Genomic DNA, 16,935 nt, shown 5'->3' with positions numbered 1-16,935 from the left:
TATGAGATGCTGGTTCTTTTTTAACTTCATTCGGCAGAAGTTTTCCTCTTCTATAAGTGGGAGTTCAAACTCCGGCGGATGCCTCAGATTTTTTAAAAGGAAATTATCGAGCAAGCTCGACAAAATCTGGGCGCAATTTCGCCAAGGTGAAATTGATTAATGGAGGGATAAGAATGGGAAGTCAGGCACATTTTTTCTATGCTGTCAGTTTGCCAAGTACAACAAAGCTAAAGATAAAGGAAGAATGTTCGATATTAAAGAGGAATCTTCCATTTCAACGGTGGGTACACCATGAGGATCTTCATATCACTTTGGCGTTTCTCGGGTCGGCTGAAAAAGAAATGCTTCAAGCCTCACAAGTTCTAATTGAAAAGGGATTAGAAGACCAAAAGGCTCTTACTCTTCAAATAAATAAACTAGGTGTATTTGGCAGAGAGGATTCACCAAGAATTTTTTGGGCAGATACATATAAGGAAGAGAGGCTGAATACCATTCGGGATATCGTTTTTTCAGCATGTGCTGGAGCCGGCTTTGAATTGGAGACAAGACCATTTAAGCCGCATATTACACTGGCTAGAAAATGGACAGGGGATTCCCCTTTTCATACAAGCCTGTTGAATGAACACAATCCATATAATGATTCACCTCTATCCTTTACAGCTAATGAAGTTGTTTTATACCAAACACATTTAGACAAATCACCAAAATATGAAAGAATCGCCAGCTTTCCATTGGCGGATGAATAAAATAGGCATACAATAAGAAAAGCGGAAGCTCCTTCGGAACAATTAAAGGACAATTGTTCCTGCGATGAATATTCGCAGTAGCTTTCCTTTGTGGTCACCCCCGACAAGCACAAGACGAGCCTCCCGGAAAGGTGAGCTCTACCTTTCAGGATTGGCTTGTGACCTCAAGGTCGACAAAAACGCGACGTCCTCCCAAAAGCTCAGCTTTTGGTCGTGCGATGATTACGCTTCCGAAGCGTTCCTTGTCCTGTCGCATTGTCGACACTAGTACGTCCTGTACGTCGGGGGTAGGCGCTCCTCCTAAAAGCTAACGCTTTTACTCGTGCGATGATTATGCTGCCGAAGCGTTCCTTGTGGAGCTAGACAGTTCTCAAACTCGAGAAAAGTTATTCTTTATTTATTAGATAAATAGCTATTTTTTTAAGCTTAATTAATTGAAAATGGGGAAATAAAGTACTAACAAGGCAGGCAGGTAAAATGGGACAATTAATAAAATTGCAGGATTACGTTTCACGTTATGAACAAAATATTTATTTATATCCTTCACGTTTTGTTAGACTTAAAAAACAGCAATGGGATAAGTTGAAAATTGGCTGGGAGAATGAGGATTCATCCATTTTTCAAGAAGGGCTTCAGACCCAGCAAGGAAGTACCGATTGGCTAGAGGACGAAAAGCAGCCTTTACTGGATAAGTTAAAGGGTCTGTTGAAGTTTGGAAAAGGTGAATCAATTGATGAAACGATATTCGATTCAGAACTAGAGGAAAAAGAGGAGGAACCCGAGGAGGAGTCTCTCGACTTCCATACAAGTTTTACTTATAGACCCGATACAATAGAGGATTTGAAATATCAATTCCTTGATCAAATCTTTCGTTTTCAGATGAAGTGGGCAAGTTCAACTTTAACGGAAAAATCCTTTATCGATAAAAGGTATTATTACGATGAAAGACTTAAATATTTCCTTCAGCGATTTCCCGATACGTTTCTAGTGCTCTATCACCCGCTTTTTTTATTAAAAAAGGCTCCAGTTGAATTAGAAACCATTATCATCAGCCCTACTGGTGTATGGTGTATAAGCTTTGTAGAGGAAGAGGATCTGTCTGTTTTCATAGGATCAAAAGAAAGATTCTGGCTTAAGCGTGTGAAAGGCAAGGAAAAAAAGGTATTAAATCCGGTTTTAGCATTAAATCGGACAGGAAAAATTGTACAGCAAATTTTTCAGATGAATGAAATTGATTTTCCTATTTACAAAGCAGTTATTTGCCGGAACGGCTATATCGATTATCCTGCATCACCATTTGACGTGCAATTGATTGAAAAAAGAAATTATGATGAATGGTTTAATAGCATGAGAAACCTCCGCTCTCCGTTAAAGCATAACCAGCTTAAAGGAGCGCAGGCTTTGCTTCAGTATTGCCAAACGTCATCCATAAGAAGGTTAGAATGGGAGTTAGCAGACGAAAGTTAAAATGTCGATTAAAAGGCTGATGTTATGAAAAATATTTATTTTATTATTAATCCACAAGCGAAAAATGGATATTGTCAAAAAGTTTGGAGAAAGCTGGAACGGACTCTCCTTGAACAAAAGATTCCTTACATGGCCTTTTTTACAGAATATCGTGGTCATGCGAAAGATATTGTCCGATCCATTGCCGTTAAATCAGAAGGAAGTCAAGTTACGATTATAGCTGTCGGCGGCGATGGCACGATGCATGAGGTTATTAATGGTGCAGCAAACTTCCACCATGTCCATGTGTCTTTTATTCCTGGCGGGTCAGGCAACGACTTCTCAAGAGGATTTAATATTTCCAAAAACCCAGCCAAGGCACTTAATACCTTATTACAGCAATTAGATCAAGAGAATACCGTATGCGTTGATATTGGAAAAATGACAATCGAAAACAATAGAGAACTCTATTTTATTAATAATATGGGAGCCGGCTTTGATGCTCTTATTTCAAAAGAGGTTAACCAATCCAAGATAAAGGGAGTATTTAACCGCCTCTCTCTCGGAAAATTTGTCTATGTTTATTTTTTATTAAAAAATTTGTTTACCTATAAAAAAACACAAATTGATCTCAAAATTGATGGCAGTGAATATTCGTTTCCTTCCGCATGGTTTGTGACGGTATCCAACCAGCCTTATTATGGAGGCGGAATGAAAATTTCCCCCGATGCTTCACCGTTTGATGGGAAGTTAAATATAACAGTTGTTCATAACCTATCAAGAATAAAACTATTACTCATTTTCATTACAGTGTTTTGGGGAGGACATACAGGATTTAAAGAGGTTTCTTTTTTGACCGGCAGAAGTATTCAAATTAAGTCAGACAGTCATCTACATGTCCATGCGGACGGAGAGGAAATCGGTTTAACTCCTGCCATAGTCACAGCTTGTCAAAAGAAACTGCCAGTCGTCTCGAACAGCAGCTTAAACGAAAAGGAGGTAAGCATAAATGACTTCTATTAAGCGTGAATTTTCCGCCTTTTTAGATGAAATGCAAACAATAACAGTCTTACTTCCTTTTCATTATCATGGAGGGGTTTCCACTTCTTTTTCGATAATGGATGACAATAACGAGCCTTTTTCCAAGATGGTCATTCTCAGCCGCATAGCTTTAGTAAATAAAATGAAATATATTTGTAAATTAGAAGCGGAGCCTATTATTGGCAAGCAATATTGGATCATGGATGAATTCGGAGGGAAAACAGATTTACAGATTGGGGCAGTAATTCGAACGAACGCCTTTGATGAAGCTTTTTTCTATAATGGCTCTCTAGGCTTTTCCTATTTGAAAGAAAAAACAAGCTTTAAAGTTTGGGCACCCACTGCGACCCTTGTTAAGGTTAAACTAGTCCCTTTGGGAAGCAAAGAGCCAGAAATACTAGAAATGAATAGAGGCGATAAAGGGGTCTGGCAGCTGACAGTCTGCCGTGATCTAGAATATTATCAATACTCCTATCTTCTTTGCGTTAATTTAGAATGGAGAGAAGCCGCAGATCCTTATGCCACAGCTGTAAGCATGAATGGTGAATATGGCACCATCATTGATATGAACAAAACTAAAACCGCTAAACCCCCACTGCCGCCTCTTGAACAGCCTACAGATGCGATCATATATGAAACCCACATTAGAGATTTCTCCATTCATCCAAACAGCGGAGTAATGAATAAGGGAGCATACCTTGGAGCGGGAGAGCTTAATACAAGAGATAAAGACGGATTTCCTACTTGTTTATCGTATGTAAAAGAACTTGGGATCACTCATATTGAATTCCTTCCAGTACATGATTTTGAAGGTGTTAATGAACGTAGACCAAAAAAAGAATACAATTGGGGTTACAACCCGCTGCACTTTAATGCACCAGAAGGGAGTTATTCTACTGACCCTGGGGATCCTTATGCAAGAATTAAAGAATTGAAATGGATGATACACTCTATCCATTCTCAAGGTATTAGAGTCATCATAGATGTTGTGTATAATCACGTTTATATTCGAGAAACATCATCTTTTGAAAAAATAGTCCCAGGCTACTACTTTCGCCATGACCAATTTGGGATCCCATCAAATGGAACCGGAGTTGGAAATGACTTTGCTTCAGAGCGTTTGATGGCGCGAAAATATATTCTTGATTCAGTGATGTATTGGCTAAATGAGTATCAAATAGATGGCTTTCGTTTTGATTTAATGGGCATTTTAGATAATGAAACAATGAACAAGGTGAGAAAGGCAGTAAATTCAGTAGATCCTTCGGTGATTATCATAGGTGAAGGATGGGACTTGAATACCCCTTTGCTTTCCCGTATGAAAGCAAACATTGGTAATCAGGCACAACTTCCTGGAATCGGTCAATTTAATGATTGGTTCCGAGATACGATAAAGGGCAGTACCTTTAATTTATATGATAAGGGCTATGCTCTTGGTAATAATCAATACTATTTGACAGCTAAGAAGGTATTGGCAGGCAGTATTGGATTGGAGAAGAAGGAAAAGGGACTATTCTATTCACCTAGTCAATCTGTTAATTATGTGGAGTCTCATGATAACCATACATTGTGGGATAAGCTATTAGTATGTTCCTCAGAAAAAACAGATCCGATAATCCAGCGTCAGCATCGGCTGGCAACGGTAATGGTGCTGCTTGCTCAAGGCATCCCTTTTTTGCATAGCGGCCAGGAGTTTTTTAGGACGAAAAAAGGGATTGGAAATAGCTATCGATCTCCAGATGAGATTAATTATTTGGATTGGGATCGAAAATCCTTATATTCAGACAATGTAGATTATATTAGAGGTATGATTAACATTCGCAAATCACACAAAGCTTTTAGGTTTTCAAGTGCTGAATTAATTCGTAAGCATTTACGTTTTTTACCCTTTGACAATAAAATAATTGGAATTATTTTAGAGGATGTCGGTGAATTTGGACAGTGGGATCGTTTGATCATGATAATTAACCCTTCTGAGTGCCAGCAATCAGTTCAGATTCCAAAAGGTGTTTGGCACGTGCTGGCAGATGAAAACAAGGCTGGTTTGGATGCGATAAGGGTGATTAAACATCCTTTAATCACCCTTATGCCCATCAGTTCTTATGTTCTCGTTAGCCGTTTTTTGTCGACTTAAATAAATAGACTTGACGAAAAAAGGCAGTAAGAGATAAAATTTATTAAGATGGCTATTGGGGGAATTATAGAACAATAGCTTTTTTTCTTTTAATAATATAGTTGAATAACGAGTAGATTTATGATCATTTATATTTGTAATGGCGGGCTTGCTGTTTAGTCCGCCTTCTATTTCTTTTTACTAGTTATTACTTTTTAGAGTTAGATAACTGTCTAGCTCCAGTGCCTACCCCCGATGTACAGGACGTATTAGTGTCGACAATGCGACAGGACAAGGAAAACTTCGTCAGCGACACATCGCACGACCAAAAGTGAAGCTTTTGGGAGGACATCGCGTTTTTGACGACCTTGAGGTCATAAGCCAATCCTGAAAGGTAGAGCTCACCTTTCCGTGAGGCTCGTCTTATGCTTATCGGGGGTGACCACAAAGGAAGGCTTCTGCGAATATTCATCGCAGGAACAATTGTCCTTTAATTGTTCCGAAGGCGCTTCCGCTTTTCTAATAAGCAGTTGGTAGCCTATATGTATGTACATCATGATGAGGCTTGTACGCTTTTTTGTCTAGCTTCAGTGGTTTAAAAGCCGCTTACGCTTTTCTATAACAGCTATTTGCATAAATGGCTTACTAAATTGCAGGTGAACAATGTTGGAAGAATTATTTGGACAAGAATGGGAGATCGTCCCTGCTGGGGGTGCAACGGGGAAGGCTTTTTTTGCCAAGCATGAAGAGCAAAGATTGTTCCTGAAAAGGAATTCGTCTCCCTTTCTCGCAGTATTATCAGCCGAGGGAATTGTTCCTAAGCTTGTTTGGACGAAAAGGCTTGAAACCGGTGATGTTATTACGGCCCAGCAATGGTTAAATGGGAGAGAGCTCAAACAAGCAGAAATGAATAATGAACGAGTGGCAAAGCTGCTCAAAAAAATCCATAGTTCAAAACCTCTGCTTGGCATGTTAAAAAGATTAGGAAAATCCCCAATTTATCCAAATATGCTATTGCGCATGATTGAAGAGCAAATAGATGGGGAGCTTAGACAGAATCAAACAGTTATTGTTTCCCTTGAGTTTCTTAGGAAAGAATTACTGAATATACAATGTGATGAGAATACGGTATGTCATTGCGATGTCAATCACAACAACTGGCTGCTTACAGAAAACAACCAGCTGTATTTAATTGATTGGGACGGGGCTATGATTGCAGATCCAGCGATCGATCTAGGCATGCTGCTCTATTGGTACATCCCTAAGAGAGAATGGGCAGACTGGGTCAGCCGATATGGACTAACTCTAACGGATGATTTACTTTTAAGAATGAAATGGTATGTCATTGCGCAAACTCTCACATCCATCCAATGGCATAAAAATAAACTTCGGTTCCAAGAAATGGAGAAATGGCTCCAATTTCTAACAGGTATTATTGGTGGCTATGAGAATTGATTGATTTCGTCCACCCATTGTGAAAGTTCTGATTGATGGGCTTCAATATGATTGTCTAATTGAGCGGCTTGGCTTCCATGCTGACTGTAATAATAAATTTCTTCCAATACGGATTGTGAATATTGATCAAGACCTGGCTGCATCATAAGTGATTTTACGAGCCTTTTTAATTGTTCACATTCAGAAACGGATCCACAGCAGTCCATTTGATGATTGTTTAATATATCTTTCAATAAATTTAATTTATCTTGATGGCTGATCGGCATCATGATCACTCCCTGTAAAGATTAAGCAGTGGATAATAAACAAGAGGAATTCATTTTAGGTTGTGAATTCCCTTTTTTATTTATACATGGCCTAATATTCTAGTTTTCCAGCTTCAGCCCCCTGATCAATGCGCTTCCACATTTTAGTGTTGCAAAGGTTCATATGGGCATGTTATGGTTTGAACGATATTATTTAGCAGGAGGTCTGTATGAGACAAAGAAATAAACCGTGGGCAAAGGAAAGACTTGGGCAGTATCCCCAATATGTCATGTCTGCCCCTGAACAAAATAAAGGAAACTGGCAGGATGTATTCGAAAAGAAACAGCCTCTTCATATAGAAATCGGTACAGGAAAAGGTCGCTTTATTACAGGAATGGCTAAGGCTAACCCGAATATTAATTATATTGGGATTGAATTGCAGGATAGTATCATTGTGACGGCGCTTGATAAAATCATCGAAGATGAGTTGACCAATGTAAAGCTGATGAATGTTAATGCAGCCGACCTTCGGGAGTTTTTTGAGGCGGGAGAAGTGGATAGAGTGTATTTGAATTTCTCAGATCCTTGGCCAAAAACCCGCCATGCGAAAAGAAGATTGACCTATAAAACATTCTTAAAGAATTACGAGGAAATTCTTGTGAAAAATGGCGAAATTCATTTCAAAACTGATAATCAAGGTTTGTTCGAGTTCTCATTAATGAGTTTTTCTGAATATGGCCTGCTTCTTAAGGACGTAAGCTTAGATCTTCATAATAGTGGGTTTGAAGGCAATATTATGACAGAATATGAAGAGAAATTTTCAAAAAAAGGAAATCGCATCTATCGATGTGAAGTCCAATATTGATAAAAAAGCTTATCACTTGGTAAGCTTTTTTCTTTGAGATCAAGATTCGAAATATTTCTACTAGTAAAACACAAATGATAAGATATATGCAATACAGGAGGGGAATACATGGAGACAATGCAATTGCAAAATACAAAGCTGACATGGCTGCATGGCGGAGTAAATTTCCTAGATGGAGGAGCGATGTTTGGAGTCGTTCCGAAGCCGCTGTGGTCTAAGAAATATCCTTGTAATAAAAAAAATCAAATTGAACTCCGCACAGATCCTATTTTGATCCAGGCAGAAGGAAAAAATATTTTAGTGGATTCTGGATTAGGAAATGGGAAATTAACTGAAAAACAAAGACGTAATTTTGGTGTAATTGAGGAATCACAAGTAGTAAAGGATTTAGCAGAACTAAATATTAAACCTTCAGAAATAGATTATATCCTAATGACCCATCTGCATTTTGATCATGCATGTGGTTTAACTAATCCGATCGGCGATACGTACAGTTCGGTTTTTCCAAATGCCAAAATCATTGTTTCGCAAACAGAATGGGATGAAATGAGAGACCCAAATATTCGCTCTCGTAATACATATTGGAAGGAGAATTGGGAGACTCTTAAAGATCAGGTCACTACTTTTGATCATGAATGGTCATTAGGCTCTATAAAAATGGTGCATACAGGCGGACATAGCGATGGGCACTCCATTATTATCATTGATGATGGAGATGATATACTCATTCATATGGGCGATATTATGCCAACCCATGCTCACCAAAATGTCTTATGGGTGCTTGCCTATGATGACTATCCAATGGACTCGATTTGGGCAAAGGAAAAATGGATCCAATATGGTTTGGAAAACAACGCCTGGTTTACTTTCTACCATGATGCTTTTTATCGAGCGGTCAAATGGGACAAAGACGGCCATTTAGTAAAGAAACTAGATAGAATTCGTGAAAAATAAGAAAACTGCACCTCTACTTATTTACAATGGGAGGTGCAGCTTTTTTGAATACCGTTCCAGATTTAAGCGAGCCTATAGGCGTCCAGAATCGTTCCTGTTTTGGCATCAGCAATAAACTCATATTGTTCTGTCTCTTCACCTGTATATCTGGATATCCCACCTCGATATACATCATACTTAAGCTGATCCTTTTGATACGGCTCCGTTTGCATATGAATCCAAGATCCGCTAATAGGCCCCTCATTCTTAAATGCATTCTTTGCATTTGACAGTGCTCTTTCAGGTGAAACGGCTGTCTTTTGTACAAGCAGCTCCCTTGCGGCATACCCGCCTGCTAAGCCAACCCCAACACCTAATAAAAATGATTTCCAGTTCATAAGCATCCCCCATTATAAAATAACGTAACAAATTATATCTCTGTACTATCTTATCAAAGAAATAGCTTGGATAAAAACTGAATTAGTGGTAAGCAATCAAAAAGTTCTGTAAAATAATAGAAGCATACATAAAATATATGGAAGAAAAATAAAGGAGCAATCTCATGAACGAAAAAACACTACAACTTTTTAAAACATTAACTGAGCTTCCAGGAGCGCCTGGAAATGAACATTTAGTTCGTCAATTTATGAGGGAACAGCTTGGCCAATATGCAGATGAAATTGTCCAGGATAAGCTTGGAAGTATCTTTGGAGTGAAAAAAGGAGACGAAAATGGCCCAACTGTAATGGTTGCAGGCCATATGGACGAGGTAGGCTTTATGGTGACCTCCATTACGGATAACGGCATGCTGCGTTTTCAAACATTAGGTGGCTGGTGGAGTCAAGTTCTATTGGCTCAGAGAGTTCAGGTTATTACTGATAATGGCCCTGTGATTGGAGTCATTGGTTCCATTCCTCCACATCTTTTAGATGAAGCTAAGCGCAGTAAGCCGATGGAAATTACAAACATGTTAATTGATATTGGTGCGGATGACCGAGAAGATGCAGAGAAAATTGGAATTAAGCCTGGTCAGCAAATTGTTCCAATCTGTCCATTTACTCCAATGGCGAATGAAAAGAAAATCCTTGCAAAAGCATGGGATAATCGCTATGGCTGTGGCTTGGCAGTAGAACTTCTTGAAGCAGTTAAGGATGAAAAGTTGCCTAATATCTTATATTCAGGTGCAACAGTTCAAGAAGAAGTAGGCCTTCGTGGTGCGAGAACAGCAGCAAATATGATTAAACCAGATATTTTCTTCGCATTGGATGCAAGTCCGGCCAATGATATGTCTGGAAATAAAAATGAGTTCGGCCAGTTAGGAAAAGGAACTCTTCTGCGCATCTACGATCGTTCAATGGTGACTCATCGTGGAATGAGGGAGTTTATCCTAGATACAGCCGAGACAAATAATATTCCATACCAATACTTTATTTCCCAAGGCGGGACCGATGCTGGAAGTGTTCACCTTTCCAATGAAGGGGTTCCAAGTGCAGTAATTGGTATTTGCTCACGCTATATTCATACTCATGCTTCCATAGTTCATGTGGATGATTATGCTGCTGCTAAGGAATTACTCGTGAAGCTTGTTAAATCTTGCGACCGCACAACTTTAGAGTTTATCCGTCAAAATAGCTAAGTGTGAAAAGCAGTGATATAGCTGACGAAGCATTTCATGTGCAAAAAGATAAGCGAAAAGGGGCAACCTAGTTGTTGCCTTTTTTTCTATACCAATAGAGGAGCAGGCATTATGAAAATTATCATAGGTTCGAAAAATCCAGCAAAGGTATCAGCTGTCAAATCCGTTTTTCAAAACGACCAAACAGAATTTATTTCAGTTAATGTTCCGTCTGGTGTGAGTGACCAGCCTTTTTCAGATGAAGAGACGATTAAAGGGGCAATCAATAGAGCATACAGTGCATTAGAAGCAGGTGGCGGGAATATAGGCATTGGTCTTGAAGGTGGTGTACACGAGACGGAGTACGGGTTATTTCTATGTAATTGGGGAGCATTGGCAGAAGAAGGAAAACCGCCGATCATTGCAGGCGGGGCTAGAATATCTATTCCAAAAGAGGTTGCGGACAGATTGCTTGAGGGGGAAGAGTTAGGTCCAGTTATGGAGAGATTTACCGAAAAGGAAGATGTCCGCAAAAAAGAAGGAGCTGTGGGAATATTTACAAATGGACAAATCAGCCGTTCAGAAATGTTCACACATGTTGTTAAGCTTCTTGCTGGCCAGTATGAATATAGGAAAAAATAAAGGAGATAGCAGCCTATCTCCCTCTCAAACACATCCTATTTTTCATCAAAAATATATACTAGAACTTTAAGCGCTTGATTGACTGTTTCAACGGTAACACTTGCTTTGTTAGAAAGCTCCTTTAATGGATGATGGAGCTCTTCTGGGCGGATGATGATAAGGGGTTTGCTTAAAGCAACGGCAGCACTTGCATCCATCGCTGTATTCCACTGTTTGTATTTCTCTCCAAATAAGGCAATTACAAGATCAGATTTTTGCATTAATAATTGTGTTCTTAAATTATTTATTCTTGAAGCTGCTTCATCACGGTAAATAGCATTAGGCTGTTTGCCAAGTATTTCTTCCCCGATATAATCAGATCTGTCGTGATTTTCCATCGGACCAACGAAATGAAGGGGAAGTTTAAGTGATCTCGCTTCTTCTTTTAGCTCTTCCCGCCAGTTTGAGTGAATTTCCCCAGCTAAGTATACTGTTAATTCCATGTGAATTCCTCCTTATATTATGATAGTGAGCGTTAACTGATCATATTGTTAATACCGCCCACCATGAACGCTCTCTGATATATTTTACCATTAACTCCAATTAGTTTCCTTTGTTTAAAGGTATTAGGGTTGCCAGATGACTGATGAGAAATGTATGATAGAAAAGGATGAAGGTTTTTCCTATGCAAGGAGGAAGAAAGTATGATAAACCATTCAAAAGCTGCCTTGCTCTTGTTTGTTGTTGTTTTACTGCTTAGTGCTTGTTCTGCCTCATTAACAGAAGAGCAAACTGCTGCAAAGGATGAAGTTGGTGAATCGTTCAAAATAGATCCGAAAGCAACAAATAATGAAAATGAAGATATAAAGTTCTATTTGCCTTTTGGGTTTGAAGTGAACAAAGAGACGCCTAATAATATTATTTTAAAGAATGGTTCGAAGACATATATTCTATTTTATAATCCGCATGAAGGGCCTGAAAGTAAAGTCATTTACGAGGCAGCCTTAAAGCAAAAGGAATATGACTTTAAAGAAACATTTTCTACAAAAGACGGGCATTTTGGCTATTTATTAATTAAAAATGCGGACAATCAATTAAATGAATTGACTATAGGTGTAGGCGGGGTTAAAATTACAACCCAATCGAAAACCAAAAATCTATCAGCTGAAGCAGTTAATATGGCAGAAATTATTCAGTCAGTTAAGATGAGGTAAAGAAAGCTTGAATAATCATCTGTGTCATGCCTTTCTAACTGCAAAAAAAGCTAAGCATTCGCTCAAATGAAATGCTTAGCTTTTTTATTTATTTATTTATTTATCTATTTTTTTGTAATTTTGATTTCAGGTTGTTTAAAATACTCTTTAATTTGGAGCGGCTATTTCCAGCATTCTCGAATAACTCTTCATCAGTTGAATCAAGCCTAAACTGGTTCACCTCTAGTTTAAGATCACTAGCAATGACACTAAGGTCAGTTGCTGCTAAAGTTACCCTCGAAATGGCCTCAAGCTGTGTTTCACTTGATGCTGCTACTTCCTCAGAAGCTGCTGCAGAGTCTCGAGAAACGGTAAAGACCTCTTGAATCCGTTCATTCAATACATGGTTTGTAGCTTGTACATCTTTTACAGAGGTACCAATTGTATTTATTTTTTTATGGATACCATTTACATGTTGGACGATTGTTTCAAAAGCCAGTTTTGTCTTATGGACAGATTCACTTTGAAGAAGCTTATATTCATTAAATTGCTCTGTTTCATTCATTAGCTTCTCCATAATTTCATTCATAGAAGAAACAAGTGAATGAATTTCCTGTGCCTCTTGTTTTGATCGTTCTGCTAATTTTCTCACCTCAGAAGCAACGACTGCAAATCCCTTTCCAGCTTCACCAGCTCTTGCTGCTTCAATTGCTGCATTTAAGGCTAATAGATTTGTATTATCAGCTAGGTCCTGTATTGTATCAACGATTGATGTAATATGACTTGACTGTAGTGCAGCCTCACTTACCTTTTCATTTACATGATTGGCAAGGTGTAGAAATTGATCAGAAATGTTCTGGAGATTTTGGACGGTATTTATCCCGTTATGCCCTTCCTCCTCAGTTAATGCGGCCTCTTCTAAAATTTCATAGCTCAAATTTTCAGTATGGTAAATCGCTTTAGAAACTTTTTCAATCTCTTTTCTGCTCTCTTCTAAATGAGAGGATTGGCTCTCAGCCCCAATGGCGATCTGTTTAATAGCCGCATCCACTTCATTTGCCTGTGCTGTTGTTTCTTCTGAAATCGCGGCCAGGTTTTCGGAAGATGCTTGGAGTTGGGTTGAGGATTCTAGTATTTGAAGAAAGGAATGCTGAACCCTTTCAGCCATATGATTAAATGTACGAGCAAGCTCACCCATTTCGTCCTTTGCTATTGCGGGAACCCGATAGCCCAAATTCCCATCACCAATTTTCTCAGCACCAGCTCTTAGAAGAGTAATAGATTTAGTAATGCCCTTTGATAATAAAAATCCGCCGATCACTAATGCGATAACTAGAGATAAACTTATGGCATAAATTAAATATGTATAAAATGCATTTTGTTTTTTTAGTTCACTTTGGATGTTTTGCTGATTTGCAATAATGCCTCTTTGGACCTCGCCAGCTGCTTGTTCGATTAACCTTGCTTCTTCATCAAACAGGATGATAAATTCCTCTGTTTGCTGAAAAGAGGTATGGATAGCATCTAAAGCATTATTGTATTCCGTTAGCCATCTTGTTAGGTATGCTTTAGAGCTGCTATTAAGATTTTCGCTTGCTTCTAACTCGCTCTTAAACGCTTCGCCAGAATGGATAAATTGCTGGTACGATTCTTCATTTCTCGTAGCCAAATACTGTTTCTCATACATCCTCATCAGTAAAAACTGTTCATCAATACTAGGGTTTTTTAGCAATTTTGTCAGATTACTTATTTGATTTGCCGTAATGGCAATTTGCCCTTTAAGGCCCTTATCATCACTATAGCCGATTTCCTTGTACATTTCCGATAAAATAATGAATTTCTCCAGGTAAGAATCTGCATTTTGATTGACGTTTTCAAATTGACCCTTAATCTTCTCATTTTCTTGTTTTTCACTCATTCTGCTTGACTCAGATTTCACTCTTAAAATACTTTGCATAACAAGCTCAGCAACAAGCTGATCTGGTGCTCTTAAGAACTGTTGTTCATATTTTCTAGTCATCGCAAAGTTATAAATAATTTCCTTACTTCCATCAACTATTGAAAGTAAGGCAGTTTCTTTTTCCCTGCTTTTGTCTTGAATCGTTTGAAGAATAAAATTGAAAGAAAGTAATAAAATAAGTCCTCCGATAGTTAAAAGCAAAACTAGTCCCAGTTTGCCGCGAATGGTTTTCAAACTGTCCACCTCACTCGTTCATAAATTGTTCGAAAAATTTAAATATTATCTAATTATAGAACTATTTTCCTGTTATGACAATATGTGATAGTATTCGAATCAACCATTTGGACTATGGAAAGAAACGTTGCTGTTGCAGGGATGGAAACGACGGTTTTGAAGGTAAAATAATGACGTTTAAAACAATAGGAATTGGGCTAGATTTAATCTTGAAAATGTTTTAATTGCAAATTAATGGTCCAGTCGTGTTAAGTTTGATATTATCTGAATATATGAGAAAAAAGCTGGATTCGATTTCGTATTATGAAAATCCACACTGGAGGAGAAGGAAATGAAAAAGCTTGAATCTATGGAACAATTTGAACAGCTAAGAGATAATGGGAAGCATATCTTTATGTTTTCTGCCGATTGGTGTCCAGATTGCCGTGTGATTGAACCAATCTTACCTGAAGTTGAAGCAAAATATCAGGAATTTACGTTTATATATGTAGATCGCGATGATTTTATTGATCTATGCGGCCAGCTTGACATTTTTGGCATTCCAAGCTTTATTGGTTATAAGGATGGGAAGGAATTAGGCCGATTTGTCAGTAAAGACCGCAAAACTCAAGAAGAAATTGAGAATTTTATTGAAAAACTTGAGAAGTAATATTTGATGGACTGATTCGTAAGGGGTCGCCCTAACATATAATGGGGTCTAGCCCCTTTGCTTGTAAAAAGTTCCTACAAGGAGGAACCTGTAATGAAAATGGATAGTTTAAAAATGAAAAAGGAATTGGAGAAACGATTAGCCAATGTGAATCGTACTTTTTCTTTTGACAGGAAAAAAGATGAGCTTCGCATCGAAAATAAGCAATCTGGAAAGGGTATCACAATCTCTTTACCAGGGATTATTGCAAAATGGGAACTTCAGAAGGAAAAAGCAATTGATGAGGTTGTATATTATGTGGAGGAAGGCTTGCAAGCAATGGATGGGTCCCCTATTCAGCTGTCAGGTTATGAAAAAAACATCTTCCCAGTTATTCGTTCAACTTCATTTCCGATTGAATCTGAGGAAGAAATCCCATTTTTAACAGATGATCATACTGCAGAGACAAGAATTTATTATGCCCTGGACCTAGGTACTACCTACCGCTTAATAGATTCTAGCCTCATTCAAAAGGAAGGCTGGGTTCCAGAACGTATAAAGGAAATTGCCTTATTTAACGTTCGATCACTGCCAACCGATTTGAAAAGTGACACAGTTGCTGGAAATACGTTTTATTTCTTAAATAAAAATGACGGCTACGATGCCAGCAGAATTTTAAATGATGCCTTTCTTAAAGAAAAGGCAAAGCAAATGAAAGGCACAATGGCTGTGGCTGTACCGCATCAGGATGTGTTAATTATTGCTGATATTATGAACGACACCGGTTATGACATTCTCTCAGAGATGACTATGAGCTTTTTTGCAAGCGGCAGAGTACCTATCACAGCCTTATCCTTCCTTTATGAAAACGGGGAGCTGGAACCAATATTTATCCTTGGTCAAACTAAAAAGAAATAGAAGCCTTATTTTTAACTAAAGGGATCACTTAAATGTGGTCCTTTTTACTTGGAAAAATTGCCCCAATAGACTCAATCTCTTATTTTTTCTCCAATTTCCGCGAAATACTGTTAAAATGGAAAAGATAGAATTAAAGAAAGAGTTGGTATAAATTGAGTTGGATTAGAAAGCTATTTCAAATGTTCAAAAATGATGAGCATAAGAATAATGATGACCAAGATTTTATGATTCAAGATCAGCTAGATAGATCTGATATGAACAATCAAATAGAACCTTCTAAAGATGTTAATGCTAAGGTGTTATATCAATATCCTAAAGGACAATTTCGTTTTCCGCTGATTCCAGATGAAAAACATGGGCCAGGACAAAGAGAGCCTAGATTAAAAAGGGAAGAAAGGCCACAGGCTGCACGCAATCCCGAACATAGACCCAATAGAAACGAACCCTCGCTCAAGGAGAAGAAGGTTCATAGTGTAAAAGAAAAAAGGGAAGCATCTCCAAGAAAAGATCCCTTTCGCCCAACTGAAATTCCATCGCCCATCTATGGATTTGAACGTCCAATAACTGTAGAACCTATTAAACGAACGAAGCAATCACTGAATAAATATGAGCCAAAAAACATTACTTACGATGATATTAAGAAAAAACTTGCAAATGGGCGTAAATCAGCATCAGAGGATTTAAACTCTTTTGTTGATTCTTTAATGGAAGACCTGACTAAACAGCCTGAACATGCAGAGCCGTTTATAGAGAAAAAGCAGGATTCGGATATGGAGGAATTACAGGAAAAAGAATTCCTAATTTCAGATCATTTTTATAGAGAAGCTGAAATAGAAGAAGCTGTGGCTTTATTTGCTGAAGAGCCAGCAATTGAAGAAAATGAAGAACAGCTAGCACCTGAGGAAACAGAAGAGCAACCAG

The 16,935-nt window shown here is 38.2% G+C and carries 16 protein-coding genes and 1 pseudogene; 13 read left to right on the top strand and 4 right to left on the bottom strand.

All coding sequences use genetic code 11. The annotated features are described in order from the left end of the window. The first annotated feature begins 173 nt into the window (after positions 1–173). From thpR to V7122_RS05670, 5 genes are all read left to right on the top strand, one after another. Positions 174–746: an RNA 2',3'-cyclic phosphodiesterase gene (thpR, locus tag V7122_RS05690; protein ID WP_335345159.1), complete on the top strand. Its 573-nt coding sequence runs from the start codon at positions 174–176 to the stop codon at positions 744–746. A 477-nt stretch (positions 747–1,223) separates the two neighbouring features. Continuing rightward, positions 1,224–2,213, top strand: coding sequence for a nuclease-related domain-containing protein (locus V7122_RS05685; RefSeq protein WP_335343844.1), 990 nt, complete (start codon positions 1,224–1,226; stop codon positions 2,211–2,213). Between the two features lie 24 nt (positions 2,214–2,237). Further along, positions 2,238–3,215: a diacylglycerol/lipid kinase family protein gene (locus tag V7122_RS05680; protein ID WP_335486636.1), complete on the top strand. Its 978-nt coding sequence runs from the start codon at positions 2,238–2,240 to the stop codon at positions 3,213–3,215. Next, entirely contained in the window at positions 3,202–5,367 is a 2,166-nt protein-coding gene (gene pulA / locus V7122_RS05675) for a type I pullulanase (RefSeq protein WP_335526013.1), read from the top strand. Before V7122_RS05680 ends, pulA begins: the two co-directional genes overlap by 14 nt. Before the next feature lie 645 nt (positions 5,368–6,012). Continuing rightward, positions 6,013–6,801: a phosphotransferase family protein gene (locus tag V7122_RS05670; RefSeq protein WP_335343846.1), complete on the top strand. Its 789-nt coding sequence runs from the start codon at positions 6,013–6,015 to the stop codon at positions 6,799–6,801. Here the strand turns inward: V7122_RS05670 and V7122_RS05665 are convergent. Beyond that, positions 6,789–7,067 (bottom strand): YtzH-like family protein, encoded by a 279-nt coding sequence (locus V7122_RS05665; protein WP_335343845.1) that lies wholly within the window; start codon positions 7,065–7,067, stop codon positions 6,789–6,791. The two genes, V7122_RS05670 and V7122_RS05665, sit on opposite strands and share 13 nt — an antisense overlap. Positions 7,068–7,276: 209 nt before the next feature. Between V7122_RS05665 and trmB the strand changes: the two genes are divergently transcribed. Both trmB and V7122_RS05655 read left to right on the top strand, forming a co-directional pair. Then, on the top strand, positions 7,277–7,912 hold the full coding sequence (gene trmB, locus V7122_RS05660; protein WP_335526012.1) for a tRNA (guanosine(46)-N7)-methyltransferase TrmB: 636 nt from the start codon (positions 7,277–7,279) through the stop codon (positions 7,910–7,912). Between the two features lie 108 nt (positions 7,913–8,020). Continuing rightward, the gene (locus tag V7122_RS05655) at positions 8,021–8,866 is read left to right on the top strand and encodes a YtnP family quorum-quenching lactonase (protein ID WP_335526011.1); all 846 of its coding nucleotides are present in this window, start codon (positions 8,021–8,023) and stop codon (positions 8,864–8,866) included. Positions 8,867–8,928: 62 nt separating this feature from the next. Here the strand turns inward: V7122_RS05655 and V7122_RS05650 are convergent, their stop codons facing one another. Continuing rightward, complete coding sequence (locus V7122_RS05650; RefSeq protein ID WP_335343839.1) at positions 8,929–9,243, bottom strand: PepSY domain-containing protein; 315 nt, start codon at positions 9,241–9,243, stop codon at positions 8,929–8,931. Positions 9,244–9,407: 164 nt separating this feature from the next. On the opposite strand from V7122_RS05650, the gene V7122_RS05645 reads away from it, so the two are divergent. Together V7122_RS05645 and V7122_RS05640 are read left to right on the top strand one after the other, a co-directional pair. After that, positions 9,408–10,481: a M42 family metallopeptidase gene (locus tag V7122_RS05645; RefSeq protein ID WP_335343838.1), complete on the top strand. Its 1,074-nt coding sequence runs from the start codon at positions 9,408–9,410 to the stop codon at positions 10,479–10,481. Positions 10,482–10,592: 111 nt separating this feature from the next. Then, positions 10,593–11,102: a DUF84 family protein gene (locus V7122_RS05640; RefSeq protein WP_335526010.1), complete on the top strand. Its 510-nt coding sequence runs from the start codon at positions 10,593–10,595 to the stop codon at positions 11,100–11,102. Between the two features lie 35 nt (positions 11,103–11,137). On the opposite strand, the gene V7122_RS05635 is transcribed toward V7122_RS05640, so the two are convergent. Continuing rightward, on the bottom strand, positions 11,138–11,584 hold the full coding sequence (locus V7122_RS05635; protein WP_335526009.1) for a YtoQ family protein: 447 nt from the start codon (positions 11,582–11,584) through the stop codon (positions 11,138–11,140). A 201-nt stretch (positions 11,585–11,785) separates the two neighbouring features. Between V7122_RS05635 and V7122_RS05630 the strand changes: the two genes are divergently transcribed. Continuing rightward, positions 11,786–12,295, top strand: a complete 510-nt coding sequence (locus V7122_RS05630; RefSeq protein ID WP_335343835.1) for a hypothetical protein — start codon at positions 11,786–11,788, stop codon at positions 12,293–12,295. A 100-nt stretch (positions 12,296–12,395) separates the two neighbouring features. On the opposite strand, the gene V7122_RS05625 is transcribed toward V7122_RS05630, so the two are convergent. After that, positions 12,396–13,961 carry a methyl-accepting chemotaxis protein gene (locus tag V7122_RS05625; protein WP_438824770.1) on the bottom strand — a complete coding sequence of 522 codons (1,566 nt, stop codon included), beginning with the start codon at positions 13,959–13,961 and terminating at the stop codon, positions 12,396–12,398. 838 nt (positions 13,962–14,799) lie between these two features. On the opposite strand from V7122_RS05625, the gene V7122_RS05620 reads away from it, so the two are divergent. From V7122_RS05620 to V7122_RS05610, 3 genes and pseudogenes are all read left to right on the top strand, one after another. After that, the gene (locus V7122_RS05620) at positions 14,800–15,117 is read left to right on the top strand and encodes a thioredoxin family protein (protein WP_335343833.1); all 318 of its coding nucleotides are present in this window, start codon (positions 14,800–14,802) and stop codon (positions 15,115–15,117) included. A 93-nt stretch (positions 15,118–15,210) separates the two neighbouring features. Continuing rightward, complete coding sequence (locus V7122_RS05615) at positions 15,211–16,014, top strand: DUF1444 domain-containing protein (protein ID WP_335343832.1); 804 nt, start codon at positions 15,211–15,213, stop codon at positions 16,012–16,014. A 152-nt stretch (positions 16,015–16,166) separates the two neighbouring features. Beyond that, positions 16,167–16,935: pseudogene (locus V7122_RS05610) on the top strand (hypothetical protein); the annotation flags it as partial.

Origin of the sequence: Bacillus sp. JJ1532 (assembly GCF_036965085.1) — a bacterium.
In the GTDB taxonomy this organism is placed as follows: Bacteria; Bacillota; Bacilli; order Bacillales; family Cytobacillaceae; genus Cytobacillus.
This window is presented reverse-complemented; position numbering and strand designations above follow the sequence as displayed.